Consider the following 15662-nt stretch of genomic DNA (forward strand, 5'->3'; position numbering starts at 1 on the left):
ACGTATGTTTCTTGTTAATCGCGTTGATTTTCGGGGCAAGCTTAAGTTTAAAACTCATCCCAAAAAGCGTTTATTAAATATTATTAAGTGTCAAAAAATCGGATAACATATTGTAACTAAAATTTAAGTAATAAGCAGGAAACTTTGATGCTTGGCGTCTGGCAAAATAATTGTAGAAGAGTTCAAAAAGTCGTGGCGATGTTATTCGTCATGTCTGCCTTTTTTGTAGGGAGTGCTGCGCACGCCGGAGATGAGCTTTTCGATGTCAAAATTCCAATATCGGATTCCGATGCCAATTTATCGAAGCAAGACCAGTTTGATAAAGCCTTGGCGGAAGCTTCACGTGTGGAGTTGATGCGTTTGACTGGGCGTCTCGATATCAATGACGACGACGAGTTCCAAGAGTTGTTACAAAACCCTAAAGATTGGTTGAGCCGCTATAGCTATCAACCTATTGTTCAAGAAGGGGTTGCGGTTGGAACGCAAATAGAATTTAGCTTCGATAGAAAGCATATTTACCAATATTTTCAGAAGCACAATCTTGTGCTGTGGCCTTATAGCAATCGTCCCAACACCTTGGTGTTCGGGTCTCAGAAATTGGGTAACGACACAGTCAATCTGAATTCTGACGCTTTGGAAGATAATCCTGCTTTGGATTACAGAAAGCCCGCGGAACGTATGGGAGTACCTGTTTTGGAGCCTTCTGATGCAGTGGTTTCTTCTCTGTGGATTTACCCGTTGCAAAACGCTTCGCCTGAACAGGTTGTATTTTTGGAGTCTCAAGCTAAAGCGGACTACCTGATGACCTACCAGGAAGAAGTGTCGGAAACTGGTGACAAAACTTTTCATTGGGAGCTGTTTGACAAGCAGGGTCAAAAAGTTCTAGATGGTCAAGCCGACAATACGCTTGCCATGGATAATTTGAAAGACATTTTTGCAAGGCTCTTGGATTACTATTCGCAAGGCTATCGTGCTCAAGCCGATATTCTGGGATCACTTACCTTGACGCTGGATAATGTGAAGCAGGTGGAGGATTTGGAGTCGGTAGAGGCCGCATTGAACAACCTAAAACCGGTCGTCCATTCCGTGAGATTGAACACCTTGCAAAACAATCAGGCGAACTTCGAAATTATTTACCAAGGTATTTACAGTAACCTGTTAACCAAAATTCAGCAGATTCCACATGTTTTGGTAACTGATAACGATACGGTTATCGGTGTCGTTCAGGCAAAATGGTCTGAAGAAGCCCAACCTAGCCAACCTGTTAATTCATCCGACACAGGCGTAGCGCCAGATACAGTCACTCCCGCTGGAACGAGTAGCACGCCTTTAGCGACACCTGGGCAGACTTCCGGTAATTCCGCTTCACAAAGTCCTCAGCTTGAAAAAGGTAATGATGTCCAAACCGAAGGGGCTGTTATAGAAACCATGCCAAAAAGCGAATCCATCGCACCTTAATGTCGAATGTTTGACGAGTTTAAACCAATGTCCATACCAACTATCTTCACTGTGACAACGCCATGATGTATGCACAACTACCGCTGAAAATTGAGCTTAAGGATGAAGCGCGTTTCTCGACTTATGTTTGCGAAAGCGGAGGGTTGCAAAACACGTTGAGCGCCTTGCAGTCAGCTCTGGGTGGTATGGATAAAAACACTCATGGACCGTCTGAAAGCTCTGTGCTGGGAACCAAGGCCTGTTGTTTTATTGGGCCTATGGGGGTTGGAAAAACACATTTGTTGCAGGCGGCTTGTCGTTTTCAAATAGAAAATCAGGCCGATGCTGCGAAACAAAATAGTGTGCGGTCTTTTGGTGCTAGCGTTTATCTGCCTTTGGGAGATGTTACCTTACCTTTTGTTCCGATGGTGCTGGATGGTATGGAACAGGTTGATCTGGTTTGTGTTGATGATATTGATTTGGTGATAGGGCAAGAAGACTGGGAGTTGGCGCTGGCCAATCTGTTGATGAAGTCTAAAAACATGGGACATGCCGTGTTTTTTGCATCTAATCAACCAATACACGAATGGACAATCATCACCAAGGAACTGGCATCAGCAATGGTGAATGTCTTACCCATTCCGCTTGAGTCAATCACAACTGACAAAGCTCTTGTTGACGCCTTACAGAAGCATGCGGAAATGTTGGGCTTTCACCTGTCAGTAGAAGTTTGTAATTATCTCATCAAACAATACTCCAAAAACTTGCAGGAATTACTCGCCGTACTGGGGTTGTTAGCTGAAGCCTCTATCGTCCAAAAACGCCGAGTGACCTTACCTTTTGCAAAACAAATCTTAATGCCTAAATTCGACTGAGCGCTATGCTCAGTACGAATTAGTCAGACTTTATTCAGCGGTTAGAACGTTGAATTTAGGGTAAAATATGCTAATAGAAAACGATAAATAAACATACGAAGGAAACATAATGCACGGTCTGGATTCGGTCGGCTTATCTAGCTTTTCTAACGCTTCATCCAAATATTGGAAAAAAACTTTATCAGCCCTATTGTTATCTTTTGGTGTAATGGCATTGTCGCAAACCAACGCTTTGGCAGCAGATTCATCGGATGATCCGGCATTTGTGACATTGGATGGAAAAGAAGTTAAGTTATCTGATTATAAAGGTAAGTGGATAATTGTGAATTACTGGGCAACGTGGTGTCCTCCTTGTCGCATGGAAATCCCTGAGTTGGAGATGTTCTATGAGAAGCACAAAGATAAAGACGCGGTAGTGCTGGGTGTGAACTATGAAACGGGTGATGTTAAGCATGTTCAAGACTTCGCTCGCCAGCAAATGGTTTCCTATCCTATCGTTCGTGAGAAGGGTGGAGCGAATGGTAGAAGTACGGTATTTGGTCCGTTGAAAGGTTTGCCGACAACCTATATGGTGACCCCTAAAGGTGAAGTGGTTGCCGCAAGAACCGGGATGGTAGACCAAAAGATGTTGGAAGACTTTATGGCTAAATTCAACGAAATGAACTCGAAAGACAAAGCCAAATAATTTAAAGAGCCATTGATATGAATAAAGCACAACTGACTTTTGGATTGAAATACTGGCGACTGGCAATTCACTTGATTTTCAAAACCAAGCATTTTGGTGTGAACAACCTATGGTGGGCGAGACAACCGTCTGCTATTGGTTGGCATTGGTATGAAATTTGTTGGGGAATTTTGACGGTTATGCCAATATGGCGTAATTATCAGTCGCTTCGAGTGAGAAGTTGCCTTGGGTGGATCCCTCAAGCAGATTGTGAAGCACTCGGTTACGATAAAGCCATTCAAAAAAGTATCAAGTAAGAGTAAGCGCCATGATTCAAATGGATTTAGAGCAAAGACAATCTCATCGTTTCTTCCGACCATTTTTGGTAACGGATCACGAGGATGTTGATTTTTCTGATCCATTTGAAGGTTTTGACGTCAATTTAACCGGGCTTGGATTTGTCGTCGATTCAAAGGATTTGTTTTTACCTAGCCAAGAAGTCAGTCTCAGAGTCAAAAATACTGAGACGGACGAAGTCTATTGCTTGGAAGGGGTGCAGGTCATTCACTTGCAGTCTTCTGATATGGACGATGGCAAGTTCATTTGCGGTTGCCATATTTCTAAAGTGACCAGCAACCAATTACTGGCACACCACCGTTTAGTCATGACTGATGCGCAAACGGCGGTTGTCTCCATGCAGACATCCAAACTGTCAGAGTTCAACTTTGTTGAAGATGGTTCCGAGCTGTCAAAGGATGAAGCTGATTTTCAGGAAGCCAGTTTAGCGTTGAATCTTGCCGTGTCGCAGTCCGAACGAAACCAGCATGAGATTGAGCGCTTTATTGTCGATGTCGAGTCGATTATGCGTACCGGTGCCAAGGCTGAACTGAAGTTGGCGGATCTTCAAAAAGAGTTCGATGCTTTTAAAGGCCACTTGGGTACGATGAACGAAAGCACGATTGCTTTTGCGACTTTAGCCAAGCTGCTTGCGCATACGCCAAATATTGAACAGCATCGCTTGGCGTGGAAAACCCTTATTTCAGATTTTGAAACCCGTTTCTTGACCGAAGCTCAGCAAATTGCCTATGACTTTATGCATCAAGGTTTGAGTGCGGAAGAGGCGATCAAGTTGGCAGATGAATACATGCTGTCGTCAAAAGCCAATAGCTCATCAAAAGACCAGCATTAATCTAAAATCATTCTTCTAGACTGTCTTACTCAGCAACCAGTTGTTGGATGCGATAGACGCCATCAGAACCACCGAGAGCTTTTGCCAGGAAAGGTAGTGCTTCTTCCATGGCTGCATACAATGTCCATGGCGGATTAATTAACAACATGCCGCTTGAAGTCATCCCACGAGAACCATTGTCTGAGGTCAGTCCCAACTCAAAAGATTGGATATTGCGAATACCGCTTTTCACAAATGCTTTTTCCATCTGAGTGATACGTTGGCGTTCCACCACTGGATACCAAAGCGCATAGGTTCCCGTCGCAAATTTTTTATGTGCTTTGATGAGAGACTCAACGGTTTGTTTATAGTCATCTTTCACTTCATAAGGCGGATCCATCAAGATAAAACCACGTTTTTCTTTTGGCGGAAGCTGGCTGATACAAGCTTGAAAGCCATTTGAATTGGCTATGTGGATGCGTCGATCCTGCTTGAAGTTTTTGCTCAGTGTTTGATATTCACGAGGATGCAGTTCAAACAAGGAAAGACGGTCATAATCCCGCAAAAGGTGCTGTGCAAACCAAGGTGAACCAGGGTAATGACTGAGTTCAGAACCCGTATTGAAGTCCTCAACGGTTTCCAGATACTGAATGATACTTTCCGGTAAGTTTGCACGATCTAGTGCCCAGAGTTTGCCGATGCCGTTTTCATACTCACGGTTTTTTTGCGCTTCGTTATCACTCAAAGTAAAAGCGCCGGCGCCGGAATGGGTGTCCAGATAAAAAACAGGTTTGTCTTTTTGCGTCATGTAACGCAGGGTATGAACGCACACCATATGCTTAAGCACATCGGCGAAATTACCGGCATGAAAAGAGTGTAGATAACTGAGCATGAAAGCTTTCCTGATTAGCGATTTCGGTTACGTTTGTTCTTTTTTTGTTTTTTGGCTTCTTCTCGTGCCAGTTTCTTAGCTTCTTTTTCGGCACGGCGAACTTCCACCTCCTGAAGTTCGGCTTCCATCATGTCTGGTAATTCGAAAGTCACTTTACCTAAATAGCCATCACGGATTTCAGTAATCAAAATGCGTGAAACCTTATCCATATCGACTCTGCCGCCGCCCACCAAACAGCCACGCATGCGTCCGATCTCTTCAAGGAGCTCAACATCGGCATAAGGGTTATCCAAAGAAGGTAGTTCTTTGAGTTGATAGCGCACCAACAACCTGTCCGGGTACATTTTCAGCAGGTATTCCGCAGCATAACTGGCAACGTCCGGTAACTCGAAAGCGGTTTCCTTGATACCGCCGGTAATCGCCAGGCGATAGCCAGAGTGTGGGTTTTCTATATTTGCCCACAACATCCCTGGGGTGTCGAATAAAGTGATGTTGTCTTCAAGCTTGATGCGTTGCAGCATTTTTGTGACAGCAGGCTCATTACCTGTTTTGGCAATCGGGCGACTGGCAAGCGTGTTGATCAAGGTTGATTTACCGACATTCGGAATCCCTAAAATCAAAGCGTGAATCACTTTGATGGAATCTTTCTCTCGTGGGAACATGCGATTGATCAAGTCGAAAATCTGCGTTTTACGATCTGCCTGTTGAGCGTTCAGCGCTAGGGTTTTGATGTTTTTGTGTTGCTCAAAATACGCTTGCCAAGCTTCGGTCCTTTCATCATCCGCCAAATCAGACTTGTTGAAAATCTTGATGGTAGGTTTGTCACCCCGCAACTCGGCAATCATCGGGTTTTCACTACTGTAGGGAATGCGCGCATCAAGCACTTCGATAATCAAATCCACTTGCGGTAGGATTTCACGCACTTCCTTTTGCGCTTTGTGCATGTGACCTGGATACCATTGGATTTGCATATTGTTGTCCTGAATAGTTTGCTTAACGAGAGTCTGAGCGCGAATTATACCAGCCTTTAAGGTTGTTCGCGCAGCAAGGAGGGAGGGCTGAGTTTAACGGAATAGCCCGCGAATAAAACGTACAAAGACGACCACGGCAGAAATCAACCAGGCATAGACAAACCATTTGAAGAACGCATAGAAAGACTGCAATGGGCCTGCCATCTGGTCAAGGCTCTGAACGGTCAATACGCCGTTTTCGGCATGACCGAGCATCATAATAACCACCATGAGCATCACTGCGCCGATTGCTGCGCCACCGTAGAGAAATGCTTTTGTCCAAATATCCATATAACGTCCTTTGAGATAAGGTTTGATGAGACAAAAGTGTAAGTGAGAAACCTCAAAAAGCCAAGTCTGTCTTGCATATCAGATAGATAGTTGATTATCGATTCGATAGATAATCCAAATATTGGAACACTAAATGCTGTGATACTTTAGTAACAGATTCGGTTGGTTTTTCGGGGAAGCCTGAATTGAATCTCTATTGTCGATTTCACTCGTCAAATCAAGGAGATAGTTATGCCATACGCAAGAGAACCTGACACTAGTTATAAGCCTGCTTATAAAAAAGCTTCTGCACCAAGTCGGAAGACCTCTGCGCAAAATGAGAAGACACTGAGCAATGTGGTGTCATTCAAGCTTAAAGAAGTAGACATGATGCCTGGCGATTGGGCGGAAGTCGGAAATCCAACACCTTATGAGTTGTGTACGACTATTCATACTTGTAAGCGTTTCTGGCACATGAACAAACAGGCATTGACGCACCCCGATTGTGATGTTGAGGTGACGGAATACAACATCCGAGTACTGGAAAAGCTTTATATTCACTTAATGTCTTATCTAGTTGAATAATCCTTTCATTAACAAAGAGTAGCTAACCGGCTGCTCTTTACCCCAACCTGGCAGATTTTCATCAAAAAGTCATAGAAAAACTTCCTTGCAATATTGTGTTGTTGGAATCTTATCCTTTAAGATGGAGGAAAGATTGCAGAGGAGGCGGCTATGCGCGTTGTGTCTTTGGTAAACGGTTCTCTATTGTCCGAAGCGGCGAGTTTCTATGCAATCGCCTATGCCAAGGCAATCAAACTGCCTTTGAGCTTCTTGTTTATAGACAACGGCAAAGAGTCGTTGGAAAAGCTTGAATCCTCCATTGCTACACTGGAAGAAATCGCCGAAGCTAATGGTGTCAAAACCGAAGCAGTGATGTTGGAGGGCGATGTTATCAGTCAGCTTCAGCATTATGCCAAGCTCTATTCTATCGACACCTTATTTTGTGCTACCCGTAAGCTGTCTAACTCCCATTCATTCAGTGACAAAATCGTCAGAGCCGGCTTGGAAACCGATATCGCCGTCGTGAAGGTGAAGAACGTACCTCAGGTTCGTGCTTATCAACGTGTTTTATTGGTATCCGGCGAGCGCATCAACCCGCACGCTTATTTGCTATGGTTAGGTTTGGTGATGGGGAATGAAGCCAAAGGCAAGTTGTATCTGCAAAACAGTCATTCGGCACAAAATGCCTCAACCAAGTCCGGCTTGAAATACGAATCGCAACCCTTTATGCAAATCGCCAATATGTTGAACCAAGAAGTGGATGTCGTGCAGGTTCTGCAGCCAATTAGTCCGGAACGTATCAATAACTATCTGGTGGAAAACGATTACGATCTGGCGGCTTATACTGCGTCGGATTATTCACAAAAACTGTTGAACCAAGTGACGGATGACTCCAGTATCAACAGCATTCTGTTTTATCCTTGGCAAATATAAGCTGAGGAGGCGTCTGAATGCTTTTTCAACAACCCAAGGCTCAAATCCTACGAACCTTACAAGCCTCCGAATCCGGTCTTACCAAGCACGAAGTTTCTAAACGACTCGAGTCTTTTGGTCTCAATCAAATCAGTCAAAAAAAGAAAAAAGACTATCGCATTGAGTATTTGAAAGAGTATGTCTCGTTTTTCCCGATTCTGTTGGAAATCGCCGGCATATTGGCATTGGTCGCAGACCATTTTCAGCCGGGAGAAGGTAATAATATTCTTGCCTATGCCATTTTCACCGCAGTATTCCTGAATGCCACCTTTACCTTTTGGCAAAAGTTCAAAGCCGATAAGGCAATGGAAGCTTTACTGAAACTTATCAAGTCCGAAGCCAATGTGTTAAGAGACGGCGATTGGAAAGTAATAGATGCCATTGAAGTGGTGCCCGGTGATATCCTGCGTTTGGAAGAAGGGGAGAAAGTTGCCGCAGACGGTATTTTATTGGAATCCAATGACCTCTATTTGAACCTTTCGGTGTTGAATGGTGAGTCAACTCCCTCGGAGCGTTTAATTACGGCGGGGGACGCCAAGCGTGAACTGGATGCGAAAAACATGGTGTTTGCCGGTTCTTCGGTGAGTAATGGTAATGGTCTGGCAGTGGTGACAGCCACGGGGGATGCCACCGAGTTTGGGAAGATCGCGCGTATGACGGCAGAAGTCGCTATCACCGAAACGCCGATTGAAAAAGAAATCAAACACATGACCACCATACTGACCTTATTGGCGTTGGCTGCCGGTTTGGTGTTTTTCCTCCTGGGATGGTTCTCAGACCGAGGGCTGCTGATTTCTGCGATTTTCGCTTTGTCTTTGATTGTTGCCAACGTTCCGGAAGGGCTGTTGCCAACCATTACCTTATCGTTGTCTTTAGCTTCTCAAAGGATGGCGAAACGCCACGCACTGATTAAAAACCTCAACTCGGTTGAGACGCTTGGTTCGGCAACGGTTATCTGTACCGACAAAACCGGAACACTTACGCAAAACGAAATGACGGTGAAAACTGTTTATCTTGCAGACGGCAGTGAAGTTTCCGTGTCTGGAAACGGCTACTTCCAACCTGGTGAGATGACTTTCGAGACCAAGGTTTCCGAAGACAGTGAGCAGCATCTACAGCAGTTGCTCACTGCTGCGGCACTCAATACGCACGCTACCGTCAATGTCGGGCAGCGTAGTGCAATCGGAGATCCGACCGAGTTGGCATTGGTCGTTGCTGCCAATAAGATGGGGGCAGTGCCCGAAATGGAAAAGCTCAAGGAGTATGCCTTTTCTTCAGAGCGCAAAATGATGTCGACATTGGTGGGTGTTAATGGCGAACAGCAGCTTTTTGTGAAAGGGGCGATGGAGAGTGTTCTGCCGCTATGCAAGTATGAGCAAGATGGTGCTGTGATTCCGTTAACCAAAGAAACCATTGAGCGCATTGAGGCGAAAAATCGCTTGCTGGCTGAGCAGTCTTACCGAGTATTGGCTATCGCTATGAAGCCCGGCGATGGAGAAGAAGACCTGATTTTCCTTGGTTTGGTGGGCATTATCGACCCGCCGCGTGCGGGGGTGAAAGAAGCGATTGCACAATGTTACTCCGCCAGAATCCGCATTATGATGATTACCGGTGACAACCCGGTTACCGCCAGCGCGATAGCACATCAAATTGGCTTGAATGTCGATGAGGTGATTACCGGGCCTGAATTGGAGCATCTTTCCAATAGAATCTTGCAGCAGAAGCTACAGCATAAACATATGTTGTTCGCTCGTATGGCATCTGCTCAAAAGTTACGAATTGCCGAATTGTTGCAGGCAAATGGTGAAGTGGTCGCCATGACGGGAGATGGCGTTAACGATTCTCCTGCATTGAAACAGGCGGACATAGGCATTGCTATGGGCTCGGGCACGGATGTCGCCAAAGAAGCTGGCGACATGATTCTATTGGACGATAATTTCAAATCTATCGTTTCGGCCGTGGAAGAAGGGCGCACGGTTTATTTCAATATCAAAAAGCTCACTACCTATATTCTCAGCTCCAATGTGCCGGAAATTGTGCCCTATGTGTTGCAGTTTTTCCTGAAGATTCCCATGCCGTTATCGGTGATCCAAATTCTATTGATTGATTTGGGAACTGACCAGTTGCCCGGTTTAGGCTTGGGGGCGGAAAAACCGGAGAAACACATCATGCAACGTCCACCCATTGGGCGCAACGAGAAGATTCTGGATTGGGAGGTTTTCAAGCGCGGCTATTTCATGTCGGGGATGTTTGAAGGCGCGGCGGCGATGTTTGCGTTCCTAGGCTTTTTGTTTCTTAACGGTTGGACTTATGGTGATTTGAATATCGATAACGAATTTCACCGCCAAGCCATGACAATGACTTTGCTGGGAGCGATTACCTGTCAGATGGCAAACGTCTTCACGCTGCGTTCTTGGGAAGACTCCATGTGGAATCTGACACGTACCAATAAGATGATTTGGTTCGGGGTGATGATGGAAGGGGTGTTCATTCTGTTGATACTTTACGTACCGGCAGTGCAAACCGTGTTCAATACCGCCACGGTTCCTCTGGAAGACCTGTGGTTGTTGATTCCTTTCCCAATACTACTGTTGCTGAATCATGAGTGGTACAAGGCGCGCCAAAAAGCCAAGTGGCAACAACGTTTCCAGCATGTCTAGCATATTGTCTTAAGCGTTCTTTAATGCCGCTTTACGGTGCTGGTGTCTGCCCATCAATACTAGCGCTAGCCCACCTAGCATCAATAGGGATGCAATCCAGAAGCGTACAGTCAAAGGCTCATCAATCAGCCAGGTTGCGCCGAAAGCGGCAATCAGCGGCATGAGTAATTGTGAACCGGACGCTAAGCTGGACGACAGGTGTGGTAAGGCGGTATACCAAAGAATATAGCCTAACCCAGAGGTGACAGCACCGGAGATAACCGCCAACAGCACACCATATTGCGTCAGATAAACATGGTCTTCAAACAACATCGCCAATAAGCTCGCAACAGCAATCATTGGCAAGGTACGGTAGAAGTTATAGGCGGTGTCGGACATCGGGTTTTTAGATTTGCGTCCATTCAAGCTATATAGCGCCCAACTGTAGGCGGAAATAAACACCATCACCAAGCCCCACCAGGAAGGGGTAGTCAGTTTCGGGTACATCAAGTAAGCCAAGCCTGCCAAAGCTAACGCAACCCCAATCCACTCGGCGCCATGCAGCTTATCACCCGCACGTACAGCATAACCTAGCATCGTCAATTGCACGATGGCAGCCAATATTAAAGAACCGGTCGCCGTGGTGACAGTGACATAGCTGAACGAGAAAGCAATTGCATAGGCAAATAGCATCAAGGCGGCTTTCCAGCTTCCTTTTGAAACGGTGGTTGCCATGGCATCCGGTGTCGCAAGATGGCGTGATTTTCGCCATGCAAACCAACCCATGACGATAAATAGCATTACCGCACCGGAACCCAGTCGCAAACTGGTGAAACTGACTGGGTCAATCCATTGGTCATCTAATGCCCAGCGGCAAATCACCGCATTGGCGGCAAAAGCGGTGATGGACAGCAATGTGAAGATGGCAGTTTTGATAAACAGGGCACGTGTCATAAGTTTGGATCATCAAACAAGAAAATAATCTGCCTATTCTAGTGAAAGCATCATTAGAAACAAGATGACGCGACAAATAAAATTCATGGTTGTCGATGGCCTTTTATCTTAACCCCCAACCTGGCAGATTTTGTCTGGAATCAGTTACACTGTGCATAAGCATTTGCAGAGGATAAAAAATGTCAGCAGGACTTTTGGTTTTATTGGATGACATCGCCAGTTTGTTGGATGATGTTGCGGCTTACTCGAAAATAGCCGCCAAAAAAACAGCCGGTGTACTAGGAGATGATCTGGCGGTTAATGCCCAGCAAGTTTCCGGGGTTGCAGCCGAGCGGGAGTTGCCGATTATCTGGGCAGTGGCAAAAGGTTCGCTGCTCAATAAAGTCATTCTCGTGCCTTCTGCCTTGTTAATCAGTGCGTTGATGCCTTGGTTGATTCCCATTGTTCTCGTGATAGGGGGTGCCTACCTTTGTTATGAAGGCTTTGAAAAGCTATTGCACGATTGGCAGCATCGCAAGCATAAAAAACAAAAAGAGCCGCAAGAATCCATGTTCCCTAAGTTTTCCAAAAAGACCTCTGCAGAGTGGGAAAAAGCAAAAATCCGTGGCGCCATTCGCACAGACTTTATTTTGTCGATTGAAATCATTGTCATCGTATTAGGCACAGTTCAAGAAGCGGGTTTTGTCTATCAAGCTCTGGTGGTTTCTTTAATTGCCTTCGCGGTCACTTTGGGGGTCTATGCAGTGGTGGCGTTGATTGTCAGACTGGATGATATTGGCTTTGCGATGCTGCAATCGGAAGGAAAGGGCAGCCTTCAAAAACTATGGCATGTTATTGGCAGAGGTTTGGTTGTGGCTGCACCCAAGTTGATTAAGGCTTTGGGAGTAATCGGTATGGTGGCGATGTTCTTGGTAGGCGGTGGTATTTTGGTTCATCACTTGGCATTTTTACACCATTGGTATGAAGCTTTGGCAGTAAACAGTCATTGGATGACAATCGTTTATGAGCTGTTATTTACCCTGGTTGTTGGTTTGATATTGGGGGCGGTTGTTGCGGCAGTTCAAATGATGACTGCAATCTTTAAGCCCAAACCGCAATGATCACCATCAAGCTGAAAACGCTGTTCCCAAAGCTAAACCAATTGGTGACATGATGGCAAAAGTGGCGATCATGATAAGGTGGTGATAAGCGGAAAAATCGTTTTAAATCACAGTATATCCATTATCTATCGATGTCAGTCAAAGTGCCTTATTTCAGATTCGCCGTGATGTTATGTATATCTTGTTGTTTTGTCGGATCCATAGGCGTATGGATGATTTTGTTGGGCGTAAACTTAACCTTATTAAGATCGACTTCTTGAACTCTTCGGTTGTACTGAGTATGGAAAAAGAGTACTTGGTGTTTAAGGTCCCAAGCGGTTGTCCACTGGGTTGAGCTTCGCATTCCCGACACATTCTTGTCTTTGTTGTCTGAGCCCTCGGCAGATTTTAAAGGCACATTAAAATTATCAAGAATGCGGAAAAGCTCATAAACTGCATCGTTGGAATTTTTTAACGGCTGATCCGTATGCGACCAGATCGCAGCACGAACAAAGCGAGAGGTTGAAGTGAAATCTCCCGGTAGTCCTACCATACCGCTTCCACCACTAAGTGGCGTAAACTCTATGCCGGCTATTTTCCGGTTAGGAGCTGGATTGATGCTTAGGTTTAGGTAATTACAAAGGTTGGTCATTTGCCAATCGTAAGTTGGGTTGTTGGTGATGACGCCCAATGGGTTAGGATAGATTTTCAGTTTGCCATCCAGATACTCGATAACAATGGACTTTCCAGAAGCCTCTGTGACCATCCAGTGCGCGTAGGCGGGAATGCCTAGAGAAGCTTCTTTCACCGCTACCACGCGTACGTGCTTTAATGCTTTTTCAACCTCATCAACACTTTTGAATTGAGACAATAGATAGCTCACCATATCGGTCGCAGTGATGGTGTTGTTGGCTTTTGCTTTGAGGTATTTCATGTAGTGGGCATAGCCTTTATGGTAAAAGAATCCGACGGCGAGACCTTTTTCATTCATACCGTCAATGAATACATCTTTACCAATAGCATCAAGCCCTAAAAAGCGATATTTTCCGCCCCATTTTTTGCCATTGAAGCCATCAGGCGTTAACCCTCTAAAATGATAGTTACTTGGAACGGCGGCGACTCTTGAGTTGAGATCAAAGGCACCCCATTCATTGGTTCTACCATAAACGGTCGCACCATCTTCAGAGACGAGACGGATGCCGGTACAGGCTTGCGCAGAGGAGAAAAGGAGGCCGAGTAGTAGCAATGTTCCCATAAGGATATGAATGGATTTTCTGACAGTCATACTATGACCTCACTTTTTGTTTGGTTTTAGTGGTGTTGTCTAGCATGTTAGAAGGGTTGCAAACTCTAGTCAATGAAGTTTTTAACTATTTGTAAGCGAATGATTATTAAAGTTTTTTATGAATTTTTATAAGGCTTGGTTGAGTAGGGTGAAAATATTTTAGCATTTGCTCATATAGCATTAGTTTACTAAATGTAACGTATGCTACACTATTTATTTTGCAGCTTGCTTGATTCAAGGAGCATGCTGGCTTTGCGGTTTCAGCTGTTACTACTACCGCGATTACTTTAATCCAAAGAAGGGTTTATATATGTCCTCCCCGAAAGTTGCTTTTCGTCCATTACTCGCGTTGTTTGTGCTTGGATTGCTATGGGGTTATAACTGGGTGGTGATGAAAGGCGGTTTGTCAGACATCGCAACTCTCTGGTTTGGCGCCATCCGAACCATTGTGCCTGCCTTATTCTTGATTCTCCTATTACCAATAATGGGGAAATCCATGGCACCACCGCCACTGAAATTTGCTTTGCCGCTTGGGGTTCTGCAAACTGCTGGGTTTGTCGGGTTCATGATGTGGGCTTTGAAAAGCGGGGCGGCAGGAGAAACAGCCGTATTGGTTTTCACGATGCCGCTTTGGTTAACGCTGATGGCGCATTTGTTTCTGCATGATCATCTTTCAAGGTTACAGTGGATGGCGTTGGGAGTGGCGGCTATTGGATTGTTCCTGATGATTGCACCCTGGGAAGGACATTTGGCAATGGCATCTAGCCTATTGGCTGTTTTGTCTGGTTTGACCTGGGCGGGCGGCTCAATCTGGCAGAAGAAATACGGCCACCTCTACAAACTGGACATGATCAATGTCATCGCTTGGCAAATGCTCTATGGTGGAATTGTCATCTTAGCCGCAGCGATGTTATTTGACCCTTGGCACTTTAATTGGAACCTGCATTTAGGTTGGGTGCTTTTCTACAATCTGATTCCCGCAGGTGCATTGGGCTGGTTACTTTGGTTTTACGCATTGCACAACCTGCCGACCAAGGTTGCAGGGTTTGGTTCATTATTGATTCCGACCATTGGCGTATTAAGCGCATGGGTTCAACTTGGCGAGCGACCAAATCAATTTGAGATGTTTGGAATCCTGTTTATTATGGCTGCCTTGGTGATGATTCTCTGGCCGAAGAAAATAAATTCTTGACAGTAACATACCGACCGGTATGTAATAGAAAGCATGAAACAAAGTACATCAGATGACAGTCGTAAAAAATTACTGGATAGCGCATTTCAGGAAATTTATAAATGCGGGTTTCAGTCTGCGAGTATTTCAGCAATTCTCTCTGAAACGGGGTTGACCAAAGGGGCGCTGTATCATCACTTTCCGACCAAAAAAGACCTAGGGTTGGCGGTAATTGATGAGGTGATTTACCGCGCTTTGGAAGAACGCTTTTTCAGCCCCTTGAAAAATTCTGATACGCCTTTGCAGACGTTATTGGAAATCATCGACAGAACCAAAGAGCGGGCTTTGATTCGTGTGGAGTTGGGTTGTCCGTTGAACAACCTGATTCAAGAAATGAGTCCTTTGGATGAGCAGTTTAAAGATCATTTGGTCAGAGTCGTAACAATCTGGAAAGGTATTGTTGAAGAGGCTTTGCTACGCAGCCAAAAGTTAGGTGAGATTCGCGCCGACATTGACTGTAAGGATACGGCATTATTTATTTTCGCTGCTTTTGAAGGGTGCATCGGTGCCGCAAAAAATATGCAATCTGCCGAGGTGTTGGCAAGTTGCATTGATCGGTTGCATGACTATGTTTCCGGTTTGAAAAACGACCAGTAATTTTAGGTCGAAAAACGATGGTGAA

At 45.2% G+C, this 15662-nt stretch carries 16 protein-coding genes; 11 read left to right on the top strand and 5 right to left on the bottom strand.

Annotated elements, in window-relative coordinates; translation table 11 throughout:
- Nucleotides 1-198 precede the first annotated feature (198 nt).
- The 5 genes from HVMH_RS05350 to HVMH_RS05370 all read left to right on the top strand — a co-directional run bounded on the left by HVMH_RS05350 (nt 199) and on the right by HVMH_RS05370 (nt 4165).
- On the top strand, nt 199-1458 hold the full coding sequence (locus HVMH_RS05350; protein WP_232087830.1) for a DUF2066 domain-containing protein: 1260 nt from the start codon (nt 199-201) through the stop codon (nt 1456-1458).
- A gap of 62 nt (nt 1459-1520) precedes the next feature.
- On the top strand, nt 1521-2312 hold the full coding sequence (locus HVMH_RS05355; protein ID WP_051622949.1) for an HdaA/DnaA family protein: 792 nt from the start codon (nt 1521-1523) through the stop codon (nt 2310-2312).
- 109 nt (nt 2313-2421) lie between these two features.
- Nucleotides 2422-2997 (top strand): TlpA disulfide reductase family protein, encoded by a 576-nt coding sequence (locus tag HVMH_RS05360; protein ID WP_051622950.1) that lies wholly within the window; start codon nt 2422-2424, stop codon nt 2995-2997.
- Nucleotides 2998-3014: 17 nt separating this feature from the next.
- Entirely contained in the window at nt 3015-3293 is a 279-nt protein-coding gene (locus tag HVMH_RS05365) for a hypothetical protein (RefSeq protein ID WP_029908680.1), read from the top strand.
- Between the two features lie 11 nt (nt 3294-3304).
- Nucleotides 3305-4165: a hypothetical protein gene (locus HVMH_RS05370; RefSeq protein ID WP_029908683.1), complete on the top strand. Its 861-nt coding sequence runs from the start codon at nt 3305-3307 to the stop codon at nt 4163-4165.
- Between the two features lie 25 nt (nt 4166-4190).
- Here HVMH_RS05370 and HVMH_RS05375 read toward each other — a convergent pair whose 3' ends face one another.
- From HVMH_RS05375 to HVMH_RS05385, 3 genes are all read right to left on the bottom strand, one after another.
- A complete protein-coding gene (locus HVMH_RS05375; protein ID WP_029908684.1) occupies nt 4191-5036 on the bottom strand; it encodes a 23S rRNA (adenine(2030)-N(6))-methyltransferase RlmJ in 846 nt (281 codons plus the stop codon).
- A 14-nt stretch (nt 5037-5050) separates the two neighbouring features.
- Nucleotides 5051-6007 carry a ribosome biogenesis GTPase YlqF gene (ylqF, locus tag HVMH_RS05380; protein ID WP_029908686.1) on the bottom strand — a complete coding sequence of 319 codons (957 nt, stop codon included), beginning with the start codon at nt 6005-6007 and terminating at the stop codon, nt 5051-5053.
- 93 nt (nt 6008-6100) lie between these two features.
- The gene (locus HVMH_RS05385; RefSeq protein WP_029908688.1) at nt 6101-6337 is read right to left on the bottom strand and encodes a hypothetical protein; all 237 of its coding nucleotides are present in this window, start codon (nt 6335-6337) and stop codon (nt 6101-6103) included.
- 231 nt (nt 6338-6568) lie between these two features.
- On the opposite strand from HVMH_RS05385, the gene HVMH_RS05390 reads away from it, so the two are divergent.
- The 3 genes from HVMH_RS05390 to HVMH_RS05400 all read left to right on the top strand — a co-directional run bounded on the left by HVMH_RS05390 (nt 6569) and on the right by HVMH_RS05400 (nt 10512).
- A complete protein-coding gene (locus HVMH_RS05390) occupies nt 6569-6901 on the top strand; it encodes a hypothetical protein (RefSeq protein ID WP_029908690.1) in 333 nt (110 codons plus the stop codon).
- 150 nt (nt 6902-7051) lie between these two features.
- Entirely contained in the window at nt 7052-7813 is a 762-nt protein-coding gene (locus HVMH_RS05395) for a universal stress protein (RefSeq protein WP_029908692.1), read from the top strand.
- 17 nt (nt 7814-7830) lie between these two features.
- Entirely contained in the window at nt 7831-10512 is a 2682-nt protein-coding gene (locus HVMH_RS05400; protein ID WP_029908694.1) for a cation-translocating P-type ATPase, read from the top strand.
- Between the two features lie 9 nt (nt 10513-10521).
- Here the strand turns inward: HVMH_RS05400 and HVMH_RS05405 are convergent, their stop codons facing one another.
- Nucleotides 10522-11445 carry a DMT family transporter gene (locus HVMH_RS05405; protein ID WP_029908696.1) on the bottom strand — a complete coding sequence of 308 codons (924 nt, stop codon included), beginning with the start codon at nt 11443-11445 and terminating at the stop codon, nt 10522-10524.
- 179 nt (nt 11446-11624) lie between these two features.
- Here HVMH_RS05405 and HVMH_RS05410 point away from each other — a divergent pair, with 179 nt between their 5' ends.
- Nucleotides 11625-12545, top strand: coding sequence for a DUF808 domain-containing protein (locus HVMH_RS05410; RefSeq protein WP_029908698.1), 921 nt, complete (start codon nt 11625-11627; stop codon nt 12543-12545).
- A 148-nt stretch (nt 12546-12693) separates the two neighbouring features.
- Here HVMH_RS05410 and HVMH_RS05415 read toward each other — a convergent pair whose 3' ends face one another.
- Nucleotides 12694-13809 carry a linear amide C-N hydrolase gene (locus tag HVMH_RS05415; protein ID WP_029908700.1) on the bottom strand — a complete coding sequence of 372 codons (1116 nt, stop codon included), beginning with the start codon at nt 13807-13809 and terminating at the stop codon, nt 12694-12696.
- A gap of 310 nt (nt 13810-14119) precedes the next feature.
- Between HVMH_RS05415 and HVMH_RS05420 the strand changes: the two genes are divergently transcribed.
- Nucleotides 14120-15001 (top strand): DMT family transporter, encoded by an 882-nt coding sequence (locus HVMH_RS05420; protein WP_029908701.1) that lies wholly within the window; start codon nt 14120-14122, stop codon nt 14999-15001.
- Nucleotides 15002-15034: 33 nt separating this feature from the next.
- Nucleotides 15035-15637, top strand: coding sequence for a TetR/AcrR family transcriptional regulator (locus tag HVMH_RS05425; protein WP_029908704.1), 603 nt, complete (start codon nt 15035-15037; stop codon nt 15635-15637).
- The last annotated feature ends 25 nt before the right edge of the window (nt 15638-15662 follow it).

Source organism: Hydrogenovibrio marinus (assembly GCF_013340845.1).
Taxonomy (GTDB): Bacteria; Pseudomonadota; Gammaproteobacteria; order Thiomicrospirales; family Thiomicrospiraceae; genus Hydrogenovibrio; species Hydrogenovibrio marinus.

Coding starts and splice junctions, on each gene's coding strand:
- HVMH_RS05425 (WP_029908704.1), top strand. CDS start 15,035: ATGAAACAAAGTACATCAGATGACAGTCGTAAAAAATTACTGGATAGC.
- HVMH_RS05360 (WP_051622950.1), top strand. CDS start 2,422: ATGCACGGTCTGGATTCGGTCGGCTTATCTAGCTTTTCTAACGCTTCA.
- HVMH_RS05355 (WP_051622949.1), top strand. CDS start 1,521: ATGATGTATGCACAACTACCGCTGAAAATTGAGCTTAAGGATGAAGCG.
- HVMH_RS05415 (WP_029908700.1), bottom strand. CDS start 13,809: ATGACTGTCAGAAAATCCATTCATATCCTTATGGGAACATTGCTACTA.
- HVMH_RS05365 (WP_029908680.1), top strand. CDS start 3,015: ATGAATAAAGCACAACTGACTTTTGGATTGAAATACTGGCGACTGGCA.
- HVMH_RS05395 (WP_029908692.1), top strand. CDS start 7,052: ATGCGCGTTGTGTCTTTGGTAAACGGTTCTCTATTGTCCGAAGCGGCG.
- HVMH_RS05390 (WP_029908690.1), top strand. CDS start 6,569: ATGCCATACGCAAGAGAACCTGACACTAGTTATAAGCCTGCTTATAAA.
- HVMH_RS05405 (WP_029908696.1), bottom strand. CDS start 11,445: ATGACACGTGCCCTGTTTATCAAAACTGCCATCTTCACATTGCTGTCC.
- HVMH_RS05410 (WP_029908698.1), top strand. CDS start 11,625: ATGTCAGCAGGACTTTTGGTTTTATTGGATGACATCGCCAGTTTGTTG.
- HVMH_RS05385 (WP_029908688.1), bottom strand. CDS start 6,337: ATGGATATTTGGACAAAAGCATTTCTCTACGGTGGCGCAGCAATCGGC.
- HVMH_RS05375 (WP_029908684.1), bottom strand. CDS start 5,036: ATGCTCAGTTATCTACACTCTTTTCATGCCGGTAATTTCGCCGATGTG.
- HVMH_RS05400 (WP_029908694.1), top strand. CDS start 7,831: ATGCTTTTTCAACAACCCAAGGCTCAAATCCTACGAACCTTACAAGCC.
- HVMH_RS05370 (WP_029908683.1), top strand. CDS start 3,305: ATGATTCAAATGGATTTAGAGCAAAGACAATCTCATCGTTTCTTCCGA.
- HVMH_RS05420 (WP_029908701.1), top strand. CDS start 14,120: ATGTCCTCCCCGAAAGTTGCTTTTCGTCCATTACTCGCGTTGTTTGTG.
- ylqF (WP_029908686.1), bottom strand. CDS start 6,007: ATGCAAATCCAATGGTATCCAGGTCACATGCACAAAGCGCAAAAGGAA.
- HVMH_RS05350 (WP_232087830.1), top strand. CDS start 199: ATGTTATTCGTCATGTCTGCCTTTTTTGTAGGGAGTGCTGCGCACGCC.